Source organism: Chryseobacterium soli (assembly GCF_000737705.1).
Classification (GTDB): Bacteria; Bacteroidota; Bacteroidia; order Flavobacteriales; family Weeksellaceae; genus Chryseobacterium; species Chryseobacterium soli.
The window spans coordinates 1-12,274 of record NZ_JPRH01000013.1 but is presented as its reverse complement, the minus strand read 5'-3'; the positions used below and the strand labels follow the sequence as shown (position 1 = coordinate 12,274).

The following is a 12,274-nucleotide window of genomic DNA, read 5'->3' as shown; positions in this document are numbered from 1 at the left end:
ACAAGATGATAAAAAAATTATGTACACTTTTATTGCTATCCATTGTTTCATTTGGATATTCTCAAGCCGGAATCGGTGCTAATCCCCAGCAGAGTAAGGAGTCTCTCTTTTTTCCTACTTCTTCAGAGGCTTATGCATTTGACAAAGTCGGAAAGCTTCCCATGGATCTGTTTAATGGAAAAGCTAATATTTCTATTCCTATTTATGAGGTTAAAATGGGTGAATTTACATTTCCGATTCAACTTTCTTACAATACAGGAGGAATTAAGCAAAATGAAGTTTCCAGCTCAGTAGGGCTGGGATGGGCTTTGTCTATTCCAAATACAGTGACCAAGAATGTTATGGGGAAAGATGATGAGTTTACACCGGTTTATTTTAAAGATTATAATCTTGCACTTCAACATTCCTCTGTGAGTCTTTCCGGAGACAATGATAAAAAAGAAGTGCTCCAATGGCTGTATGAAGGCGTGTATGATACAAAACCGGATTTGTTTATGTATAACCTTCCGACTACCGGAGGCAGTTTTATACTGAATAATAATATAGGGTATACCATTCCCCATGAAGAAACAAAAATAGAGAGGTCTAGCGGAAATTCAGTTTTCAAGATTACGGACACGAAAAATAATAGATTTTGGCTATCCGGCAAAAATTCAGTCACTACAAGAAGAGCACAGGTAACGCCCCAGATTTCTGTAAATTTATACGCATTAGACAGTTTAAGAACCAATACCAATGATTACATTAAAATAGAATATGGGAAGACTCTGAACTATACAGAGCAGGCGAAGTATGAAAGTAAAATTATTTTGTCTGACGGAATTCCTCCCGGTTATGAACCTTTCCCACCTGTCAATACAGATCCGCCTGTAAGAACAGATCAAAATACCAACAGGGAAAAACTGATTACCAAAATTATTTTTAAAGATGGTGAAGTTAATTTCAGATATTCGGATGATGACAACCTTAATACGATTGCCGGAGAGCAGTATCGTAAAGATATCAATTCATCTCAGGGAGTTGCCTTAAGAAGAATAATTGTAAAAAATAAAGCTGGTAGGATTATCAAAGACATTTCTTTAAATTATTCTTATTTCGAATCCAATAATGTCAATAAAACATATCCGGATTATAGGCTTAAACTAATGAATGTGGTTAATAATCTAGATAATACCAAGCATTCTTTCACCTATAATGAGGAATACCCTCTGCCGGCAAGAAATAGCAATGCAGACGATTACTGGGGATATTTTAACAACAATATCAGTGGTAACAGCGGGCTGCCTAATGCAGTTGTTGCCCCTCAACTTGGAGTTTATATTCCAACGGAAAAACTGCCTACAGGTAGAAATAAAAGTACCAATCCAGCCTATGCCCAATTAGGCGTTTTAACAAGTATACAATATCCTACAGGTGCTTCTAAAAATCTATATTACGAAAGCAATACCCTTGAAAGCAGTCACAGTTTTATGGAAGATGCATATGAATCTCTTGGAGGACTGGGAAATGACTATGATCCTGTTGCCGATATTCCCTTGAAAAATTCGGCGATTACAGTCCCTTTATCCGCCTATGCAGATAAACCAGGAGCTGTTTTTGAAGCCCATTTCGGAAATGGCTGTCTAAACAATGGAAATGGAACCGGCGGACCATCAGAAGTGACACCAACGTTTTGCAGGGGAACAGTTACCGTTGATAATACATCAAGAACTTCTACCGGGGCTCCCTTTACGTACACATTCCCGGTGAAACCATCACCAATACAATTGAAGCTTATAAGAAGTGGAGACTGCGGATGCCAGATTTCTTTAAAAGTAAAATATAAAAAAACGGTCACTTCAATTGATACCCAACATGTCGGAGGACTGAGAGTGAAAAAAGTAGAAGATGTAGATCAGAACAATATTTCAAATGTGTATAATTACAGTTATCTGAAGTTTAATGCCCAAACATCAAGTTATAGTTCCGGTAAGCTGAAACAGCCGTTCCAGTTTGTGAAATCCTTTTATAGAGTAACCCATCCGGAGCCAACGATGGGAATGGGTGCTGACTACATCGACAAAGGATATACTATAGAAAATAGCGGTAATGCCTATACTTCTTATAATTCATCCAATATTGTTACGTATTCTAAAGTGACAGAATTTAATGATTTAGGGGAAATAGTCTATGAATATAATGATGGAAGCGGAGCCGGTAATGTGTATACCAATACAAGTCAGCCTTATGACAGCTGGCGTTACGGAATGCCCCTTAAAATTACCTATAAAAAGAATGGAGATACGTTAAGAAAAGAAACATTTAAGTACGAGTTTAATCCTATAAAAAATAAATTATCAGGCTATAATAACGTCATTGATGACCAGATTGCATTTGGTTTAGACGTTGATATTGTCCCTTATACCGTGGGATATCAGTTTGGGAATTATTTGTCAACCTATCAGGTAGATATGAGGCCTATTGATATTTATGGTGCCAAAATAGAGAAAAAGCAATCTAAAACCACAGAATACTTCCAGAATAATAAGGTGATAGAATCGGTTACCGATTATAATTATTCAGACACGGACGTTAATAAACCGATTACCCTGAGGAGTACGGTCAATACACTTCCGTCGGGAGAAAGTATACTGACCACTTATCAATACGCTCATGACAAAGCAAACCAGCTGTTGATCGGAAAAAATATGATTGATACTCCACTGGAAACCCAGACGACGCAGACGATGGGCGGAGTGTCCAAAAATATATCAAAGACAGAAACCATTTATCCGGTATCATTACCCAATGCATCAGCAGGCAATCTGATCTTGCCGGTCGCAGCAAAATCTTATGATCTTAACAATAATACGACCGCATATACAGAAGTTACCTATGATCGTTATGATGATAAAGGCAATGTAACACAGTACACCACCAAAAACGGAATGCCGGTGAGTATTATTTGGGGCTATAATAAAACCCTGCCCATTATTAAAGTTGAAGGTGCACTTTATGATGACATTAAAGGCCTTCGCTATGTATTATCTGCCATTTCTGCATCTAACCAGGATTTCGCGGATTCTACCCAGGAGCCTGTATTACTGGGGACGTTGTATGATGTAAGGGTTGATGCAGCATTTCAAAACTATCAGGTCAGTACCTATACCTATGATTCTTTACTTGGGGTAACGAGCATCACTCCACCCTCAGGAATCAGAGAAGTTTACAAGTATGATAGCGCCAACCGACTTGAAAAAGTAGTAGATGCCAACGGAAAAGTACTGAAAGAATACCAATACCATTATAAAAACTAACACACGATGAAAAAGATAATAATTCCTATCGGTGCTTTACTTGTCACGAGTTTAGCCCACGCCCAATTAACAACTATAGAAAATTACGTCTATACAAAAACCTATTTGGAAGATCCCACGGCAGCAAACCCAAAAACCTCTGAAACCGTTCAGTATTTTGATGGATTGGGAAGACCCAAGCAGGTGGTGAATATTAAAGCTACCCCTTTAGGGAGAGATGTTGTATCCCGTATTGATTATGACCAGTTCGGAAGACAGACCAAAGATTACCTTCCCGTTCCTCAGGGCGGAACGCTGAACGGAGCTATTGTTCCCTCTTCATTATATGATACTGCTCAAACCAATATATATGGATCAGAAAAGATCTATGCCGAAAAGACCCTTGAAAACTCTCCACTGGACAGAATCCTGGAGCAGAGACAGGTAGGTAATGCCTGGAATGATAAACCCGTAAAATTTAATTACGATGCCAATGTTTCAGGAGAAGTGATCAAATATACGGCTCCTACCGTCTGGGAGAATGGTGCCACAAAATCCGGAATCAGCTATAACGGTACCTATGGAACAGGACAACTGTATAAAAACTCGGTGAAAGACGAAGACGGCAATGAAACCATAGAATTCAAAAACGGAAAAGGACAGACTTTGCTGGTAAGAAAAGTCTTAAATGCTACTGAAAATACTGACACCTATTATGTCTATAATGAATATGACCAACTGGCATGGGTTGTTCCGCCACTTCTTGCCAAGATGCAGACCTGGGGACTGGCAGAACAGAATGCCTTGGCCTATGAATACCGTTACGATGGCAGAGGAAGACTTGTAGAAAAGAAGCTTCCTGGCAAAGGCTGGGAATATATGGTGTATGATAGAGCAGACCGGCTTGTACTTTCGCAGGATGCTAATCTTAAAGCTCAGAGCAAATGGCTTATTACAAAATATGACCTTTTTGGAAGAGTGGCGTATACCGGATTTTTAACTACCGGTGGAGAAAGAGCGGCAAGACAAAATGAAATCAGTGATTTGGCCATTACTGAAAGCAGAAGTACGACAGGATTTACCAGAAACGGAATAACGGTTTATTATACAGACAATAATTTTGTGGGTGAAATTCCTACGATCCTCAGCGTCAATTATTATGATACCTATCCTTCCTACAGTTTTAATCCTGCTTTTCCTGCTGACATTCAGGGAGCAGCTCTGCTGACGCAGACGCCTTCTGCTGATGGGAGAAGCACCAAAGGACTTCCGGTGATGAGTCTGGTGAAAAACATTGAAGACGATAACTGGACTAAAAACTACACCTATTACGACACCAAAGGAAGAGCGGTGGGAGGATATTCCATCAATCATTTGGGTGGCTATACCAGAACTGAATCCCAACTGGATTTTGCGGGTGTACCATTAAAATCCATTACAAGGCACAAAAGACTTGATACCGATACAGAAAAGGTCATCACAGAAACCTTTGAATATGATCCTCAGAACCGACTGAAAAAACACTATCACCAGGTAGACAGTCAGCCTCAGGAACTTTTGGCAGAAAACAGCTATAACGAATTATCCCAGCTGAAAAATAAAAAGGTTGGAAACAATCTTCAGAGTATTGATTATGCTTACAATATCAGAGGCTGGATGACCAAAATCAATAATCCGGCTACTTTGAATGGAAAATTATTCGGATATGAGATCAAATACAATAATCCTGTTTATACCAATATTGCTTCGGGAAGATATAACGGAAATATTGCAGAGGTTGATTGGCAATCAGCTAAAGATCAGATTTTAAACAGATATACTTATCAATATGATGCTTTAGATAGGTTGAAAAGTGGGATTTATTCAGAACCTAATACATCTATTCCACAAAACAATTATTATAATGAAACGTTAAGTTATGATCTGAACGGGAACATCACTTCATTGCAAAGAAACAGAAATGCCTCCAATATTGGTGTTGAGCTCATTGATAATCTAAGCTATTCCTACTTAGGAAACAGGCTTAATTCTGTTACAGATTCTTCAGGAAATTATTTCGGGTATCCGGATGTTTCAGGAAATCCGATTGCCTATGATAATAATGGAAACATGATAGATCATGTAGATAAAAATATTTTACAAATAGATTATAATTATCTTAACATGCCTACCTACATCAAGTTTAGTAGATTTGTGACCAGCCGTTTCGGAGTCTCTTACGAAAACACGAATTACATTTATAGATCAGATGGAGTAAAGCTCAATAAACAGTACAATTATTTCTATGGAAAAAATAAAAATAGCACTTCAACTATTACAGATTATTTAGATGGGTTTCAGTATACATCTGAGGTAACAGGGATTATCTTGGGAGATATACCAATGATTTTACAGTTTGTTCCCACTGCAGAAGGATATTATGATTTTGTGAAAAATAAGTATATTTACCAGTATAAAGATCAGGTTGGAAATATAAGACTTGCTTTTTATAAAGACGTATTGGGAAATCCCGTTATAGACAGAGCCAATGATTTTTATCCTTTTGGATTAGAATTTGGAGGCGGAGGAATGGATATTTATAATTCTATATCACCGAATTATACGTATAATTTCCAGGGGCAGGAGAAACAGGCGGATTCAGGTTGGAACTCCTATAAATGGAGAAATTATGACCCTACAATGGGAAGGTTTTTTAATGTGGATCCTTTAAGCGAGAAATACGCTTATCAATCTCATTACAATTTCTCTGAAAATAGAGTGGTTGATGGTAGAGAGCTTGAAGGGTTAGAGGTTTTTTTACTTAAAGATAAACCGGCTAATCAACCTATACTTGAAGCAGCTGCTAGTGGTGACTATGCTGATAATCCAAATACAAAAACAGTACATGTTTTTGCTCATGGAAATCCAAAAGAATTTTATAACGAAACAATGAAAGGAGAAACAACAATTAATGACGGGGCAGATTTAAATAATGTATTAAATCAAGGAAGTGAGTTGTGGAAAAATTCTAAAAGTCATGAAGGATTTACAATTGTATTACATGCTTGTAGAACAGGAAGATGTACTATTGATAAACAAGGAAACGTTATAGACCCTGTTGCTTCTGAAATATCTAAATCTAATTTAATGAAAGGCGTTACAATAGTTGCTCCTGATGAAAGAGATGCTTTCACTGCGAATGGTAAGGAATTAGGGCCAAGAGAATCCACAAATGTTGACCACAATGGAAATCCTTTACCGGGAAAAACTCATAAAGATATAAAAAGTACACATAAACAAGGTTTTTGGAATTCATTTCAAAATGGACAAAGAACTAACCAACAATCTGGTAACACAAAACCAGAGGGAAAAGACCAAAGAAGTTTTTGGAACAAAATATTCAATTAAAAAAACTAATTATGAAATATATAACTATAACAGTTTTGTTTTTATTAACCTTATTTTCCTGTGAGAAAAGTAAAATACCTACTGAGCCTAAAAAGAATGAAAGAATTATTACTATGAATCAAATTACTACTAATTATGACACTCTTGTCAATAAGGTTAAGCTTAAAGGAAGTATTGATGCCTATGATGAACTGTTCTTTTCATTCATGGATTCTAATGAAGCTGAGAGAACAGACAGTATGATGGTTTATTCAAAAATAATGGCTGAAAAGTATAACTATCAAAAAGCTTACCTAGACTATTTTAAAGCTCTATGTGAAAAGTTTAATATTTACATCGATTATCCTCATTATGATAAGCTTGATATTTCAAAAATGCCAGAGGATTCAAAAAAACAAGCCAAGGGATGGCTAAATCAAATGCTGGAAAAGAAAATTATTACAAAAGAGCAATATGATGCAATAAAAAAATAATTCGTCCACTCTATGAAAGTATGTGACTTTTAACCATCAAAATAAACCACTGCATCTGATTTTATTTGCAGTGGTTTTGCTTAAAATATCTAATCTTTAACTTAGCAATGTAAATATTTAAAAGATAAATAACTACAATGATTTTTATCCTTTTGGATTAGAATTTGGAGGCGGAGGAATGGATATTTAATTCTATATCACCGAATTATACGTATAATTTCCAGGGGCAGGAGAAACAGGCGGATTCAGGTTGGAACTCTTATAAATGGAGAAATTATGACCCTACAATGGGAAGGTTTTTTAATGTGGATCCTTTAACAGAAAAGTATAATACTTGGTCGCCCTATGCATTCAGTGGTAATAGAGTTGTTGATGCCCGGGAATTAGAGGGATTGGAGCCATTGATAACAAACAATACTAATGATAAAATGACTGTAGATTTTCATGTGAATGTAATACCTAAAAATGGGATGACATTGCAGAGTGTTCAGGATCATTTAAGTTCAGTTTCTGCAATATTATCTCAGAATTCTGGATTACAAATTAATATGATCAATAATCCTAAAGCTACTTTTGGTATTGATATGACTAAGAAGTTTCAATCGATGCAGCTAATAACCGATGAAAAAGGAAATATAATTGGACAGAGATTTGTTTTAGGTGAGGCAAGACCGGGAAATCCTGTTAATGAAAAAATTACTTCCAATGGTGAAACAAAAGTAACAGCTCATGAAATAGCTCACAGCTTAGGTTTACAACACATATGGGAGGATACTAGCGTACCTAATACTCCTGAAAATAGAAATAATTTACTAAACTCAGATGATAATCTTGATAAATCGATGAAGAATAATTCAGGAACAGATATTTTACCACAACAGGTGAACCAAATGAAAAAAACTATAGAATTAGTACAACCAAAAATAAAAAAAGATGAAATTACTCAATAGAAAATTTTTTGAACTATTTTTCAGCTTCATAATAATATTATTTTTATATAATAGTTGTAAAAGCGCTGCCTCCGAATTTTATTATAATGACAGGGTGGAAAAGACGGAATATGAAAAAATGGCTGAAGAAAGTTATTTTACTAATATCCCTAAAGAGCAACAAAAAACGGACAAAGATGTTTTAGTTATATTTAGTGGCTCTGCTTTTAAAGGAAAGACAGTAATTATCAATAAAAAAGATTCATTGTCATTTAATCTACCTCCAGATCCAACAGGATGCTATGGGATTTTATTTAAAAAAATTCCAAAATCAACAAAAAAAATAAGAGTATCAGTCGAAGGCAAAAAAGATATTTTCATTCCTATTATTGATAAGTCTGATTATATAGATATTGGAGACGCAAAACAAAATAAATGGGGAGTTGGTTATAGTAAAAATTTCCCAAGTTATTTCTGTATGTAGATTTGTTATGAAATTACCCAATATGGGGGGGGGTTGCTTATGCAGAAGTTAATGTGAAAACTAAAAAAGTAATTAAATATACTCACGGAGAGTAATCTTTAAATACTATAATATGAAAAATTAGCGTATTAAGTAATGCGCTAATTTTTTTTAATTTAAACATGATGAAGTTCTTTTAAATGACGTAACAGCATTCCGGGACTGGGGAGGTTCTTTAATATCGATCCTTTAAGCGAGAAATATGCTTATCAATCTCATTACAATTTTTCTGAAAATAGGGTTGTTGATGCTGTAGAATTAGAAGGTTTGGAAGCGTATATATTATTTGGTTCTGAAAAAAGTGCTCTCATAAATTTTGGAAGTCAATATAATGGGAAATCAATTAAACAAGGTGTTGAATATGGAACAAATGTTTATAAGAAAACCGCCTCAGATGGAAAGGTGTACTACTATTATGAAGAACCAAATAAAGGAACTGCAGCGAGTGTAAAATTACCTTCTACTTTTTTAAATGAAGGCGATAGAGTTTCTAGTGTTCATACACATGGAGAATATTTGAAGCAATATGATAACGGTAATTTCTCCCCTCAAGATAAAGCAAATGCAGAGAAAAGAGGTGTAGAAAATAATGTTGTTACTCCTGATGGTTCTCTAAAAAATTATGATGTGAAAACTAATAAAGTAACTACTCTCAGTACAAGTATGCCAAATGACCCCAAAGACCCTGAAAGGAAAAATAATGTGTCACCAAACGAAAATCCGGCACCAGCAAAAACAAAACTAATAGAGTCTAAGAAAGTAGAAATTAAAACTGACGGAGAGATCGAGTATAATCACGTACGAATAATGTAAAAAATATTTATGAGAAAAATAGTTTTATTTATAATAATATGTATTATGTTTTCTTGTGTGGATAAACACAAAAAAATAATTTTAGAAAAATCATTATGCCTAAATAATGAAGATGACGCTATCAAACTTGCAGAAAAAGAATGGTTACAATTATATGGAGAAAGTGTTTATAAGAAAAAACCTTTTAAAGTACAAATAAAGAATGATAGTATTTGGATAATTAAAGGTACTTTACAAAATGATTATGATGGAGGTATACCCTATATTGAAATTAATGCTAAAAATTGTAAAGTACTGAATGTCTATCATGGGAAATAATATATTAGTAAAAAAATGCCAACTGTAGAAGATTTGTAATCCCTGACTGATAAGAACTACAAAAACTATCACTTTTGTGGTAGTTTTTGTAGTTTAAAGAGCAGTTAAATTTACTTTAAATTTTATATGTATAATTCGATATTAAGAAGTCGATAGGTAATTATTCAAAATAATGGTGAAGAAACAAAAATGGAATCATATTAAATATCTAGTATTTATAAATTTTGAATGCAGATTTCAAAATAATCAAATTTCCGTTTACGATATGGGAATTTGAGGTATTTTTTATTTAAAAGATCAAAAACGGAGGAATGAATGTTATAATTCTCTATCACCGAATTATACGTATAACTTCCAGGGGCAGGAGAAACAGGCGGACTCAGGTTGGAACTCTTATAAATGGAGAAATTATGACCCGACAATGGGAAGGTTTTTTAATGTGGATCCTTTAAGTGAGAAATATGCTTATCAATCTCATTACAATTTTTCTGAAAATAGAGTGGTTGATGGTAGGGAGTTGGAGGGATTGGAGTGGTCTAAATCTACAGATGGTAAAAGTATGCATATCCATGGAGTAATTAGAAATCAATCTTCATATAATGGAGACCTAAAACCAATAGCTGAAACTATAAAATCCGCTAATGAGAAAGCTTATTCTGTAGGTGGTGTAAAGACCACATTTTCTTATGAGTTTAACCAGGATGCAGACCCTTCTAAACAATACGTCTTTACATTATCAAATCCTCTAGAAACTAAAGTTACTTTAAAAACAGATGAAAAAGGGAATATTTTAGGGTATGAAAAAGTAACTAAGGCAGGAGAGGCATTTATGGATAGTCCAACAGTTAATGATGTGAGTGTTGTTGTAACAAAAGGAAAAAATAGTATGGAACTAGAAAATTTAGCTACAATTGGGCAAAGATCTGTACATGAAAATGGACACGGTGCAGGACTAGACCATTCTTGGGAAAAAAATTCGGGAGTTAATATGGATAAAGTATCACAAGAAGCTAATGCAATGAATTCTGGACAAAAAGAGTCTGCTTTTCCTGTTTCCGATGCCTCAAATAAAACAATAACTCCGAAGCAAATTCAAAATATTTTAAATAATCCTAAAATACCACAAAGATGAAAAAAATAACTTTTATCATGTTGCTATTCATGATTTTCAATAATGCACAGACACATTCAATTTTAAAAAAAGCAATCTTTTATCCAGTAAGAATTTCTTTTGAAGATACTATGTATATTAATAACCCATATAGACAATCTTTCAAAAATTATGTAGAAGAAACAAAATAGGATAGTATTAAATATCCAGTTCTTGTAAATTTTGAAGGAAAATTTAAAAATAATCAGATTTCCGTTTATGATATGGGAATTAGAGATATTTTTGATCTAAAAGAATTTGATTTAAAAAAAATTATAACTTTAAAAAATGTTACTACAGATGAAATGCTTGGTACAACTAATGTTGGTTTTGTAGTAAATAATAATATTAAAAGAAATTCTTTTTTAATTCAATTAAATGATGGAAAGAGTTTAATTGTTAATGTTAGTGATAATTATCATTTTATAAATGTATATTTTAATAGAGAAAAGAAATATTGGCATTTGGTTTATAGTAATTACATTTCGGTTCATGCCTAATAATAATTAAATATGAGGTATAGCTACAACAATACTGGCTTTGCTAATTCTTTTTTCTTGTCTAAAAAGAAAAACTTCTCCTAAACCTCAAATTAACCAAGATAAGGTCACTACTATGAGTTCTATCTCAAATTATGACACTATTTAATCTTGTAAAAGGTAAAGGAGATACAATAGCTTACAGCAAACTTTTTTATTTTTTAATGGATTCTAATAAAGAAGGTAGAACAGACACTCTTATTTACTACTCAAAAATAATGGCTGAGGATTTTAATAATGAAGGTGCATATTTAGATTATTTTAAAGCTATTTGTGAGAAATATGATATTAATGTTGATTTTGGCAACTATTCTTCAATTGATATATCACCAATGAATAAGTTTTCAAAGGAAAAAGCTGAAAATTGGTTAAAAAAAATGTTGGCTAAAAAGATCATCACAAAAGAGCAATATGATGCAATTAAAAAATAATTCGCTTACTCTATAAAGTCTGTGACTTTTAACCTACAAAACAAACCACTGCATCTGATTTTATTTGCAGTGGTTTTGCTTAAAATATCTTATTTTTAAATTAACAATGTAAATATGAACGCCAATGATTTTTATCCTTTTGGATTAGAATTTGGGGGAAGTGGAATGGATATTTTTAATTCTATATCACCGAGTTATACATATACCTTCCAGGGGCAGGAGAAACAGGCGGATTTAGGTTGGAACTCCTATAAATGGAGAAATTATGACCCGACAATGGACGGTTTTTTAATGTGGATCCTTTAACAGAAAAGTATAATACTTGGTCGCCCTATGCATTCAGTGGTAATAGAGTTGTTGATGCCCGGGAATTAGAGGGATTGGAGCCATTGATAACAAACAATACTAATGATAAAATGACTGTAGATTTTCATGT

Annotated in this window: 11 protein-coding genes; all 11 read left to right on the top strand. The window is 34.0% G+C overall.

Going from position 1 to position 12,274, the window contains the following annotated elements; all coding sequences use genetic code 11:
* Window positions 1-5: 5 nt before the first annotated feature.
* The 11 genes from IW15_RS20630 (at window position 6) to IW15_RS20580 (ending at window position 12,144) form a co-directional block, all read left to right on the top strand.
* The gene (locus IW15_RS20630; RefSeq protein WP_034715261.1) at window positions 6-3,296 is read left to right on the top strand and encodes an RHS repeat domain-containing protein; all 3,291 of its coding nucleotides are present in this window, start codon (window positions 6-8) and stop codon (window positions 3,294-3,296) included.
* A gap of 6 nt (window positions 3,297-3,302) precedes the next feature.
* Entirely contained in the window at window positions 3,303-6,662 is a 3,360-nt protein-coding gene (locus IW15_RS22955; protein WP_051882252.1) for a DUF6443 domain-containing protein, read from the top strand.
* A gap of 11 nt (window positions 6,663-6,673) precedes the next feature.
* The gene (locus IW15_RS20620) at window positions 6,674-7,135 is read left to right on the top strand and encodes a hypothetical protein (RefSeq protein ID WP_034715260.1); all 462 of its coding nucleotides are present in this window, start codon (window positions 6,674-6,676) and stop codon (window positions 7,133-7,135) included.
* 164 nt (window positions 7,136-7,299) lie between these two features.
* The gene (locus tag IW15_RS22230; protein ID WP_051882251.1) at window positions 7,300-8,085 is read left to right on the top strand and encodes an RHS repeat-associated core domain-containing protein; all 786 of its coding nucleotides are present in this window, start codon (window positions 7,300-7,302) and stop codon (window positions 8,083-8,085) included.
* Complete coding sequence (locus IW15_RS20610; RefSeq protein ID WP_034715259.1) at window positions 8,069-8,548, top strand: hypothetical protein; 480 nt, start codon at window positions 8,069-8,071, stop codon at window positions 8,546-8,548. Before IW15_RS22230 ends, IW15_RS20610 begins: the two co-directional genes overlap by 17 nt.
* A gap of 306 nt (window positions 8,549-8,854) precedes the next feature.
* Window positions 8,855-9,400 carry a DUF4329 domain-containing protein gene (locus IW15_RS20605; RefSeq protein WP_034715258.1) on the top strand — a complete coding sequence of 182 codons (546 nt, stop codon included), beginning with the start codon at window positions 8,855-8,857 and terminating at the stop codon, window positions 9,398-9,400.
* 9 nt (window positions 9,401-9,409) lie between these two features.
* A complete protein-coding gene (locus IW15_RS20600) occupies window positions 9,410-9,718 on the top strand; it encodes an NTF2 fold immunity protein (protein WP_084681515.1) in 309 nt (102 codons plus the stop codon).
* A gap of 280 nt (window positions 9,719-9,998) precedes the next feature.
* Window positions 9,999-10,850, top strand: coding sequence for an RHS repeat-associated core domain-containing protein (locus IW15_RS23070; protein WP_084681513.1), 852 nt, complete (start codon window positions 9,999-10,001; stop codon window positions 10,848-10,850).
* A gap of 242 nt (window positions 10,851-11,092) precedes the next feature.
* Window positions 11,093-11,368 carry a hypothetical protein gene (locus IW15_RS20590; RefSeq protein ID WP_034715254.1) on the top strand — a complete coding sequence of 92 codons (276 nt, stop codon included), beginning with the start codon at window positions 11,093-11,095 and terminating at the stop codon, window positions 11,366-11,368.
* A gap of 134 nt (window positions 11,369-11,502) precedes the next feature.
* Window positions 11,503-11,838 carry a hypothetical protein gene (locus IW15_RS20585; RefSeq protein ID WP_034715253.1) on the top strand — a complete coding sequence of 112 codons (336 nt, stop codon included), beginning with the start codon at window positions 11,503-11,505 and terminating at the stop codon, window positions 11,836-11,838.
* 114 nt (window positions 11,839-11,952) lie between these two features.
* Window positions 11,953-12,144 carry a hypothetical protein gene (locus IW15_RS20580; protein WP_034715252.1) on the top strand — a complete coding sequence of 64 codons (192 nt, stop codon included), beginning with the start codon at window positions 11,953-11,955 and terminating at the stop codon, window positions 12,142-12,144.
* Window positions 12,145-12,274 lie beyond the last annotated feature (130 nt).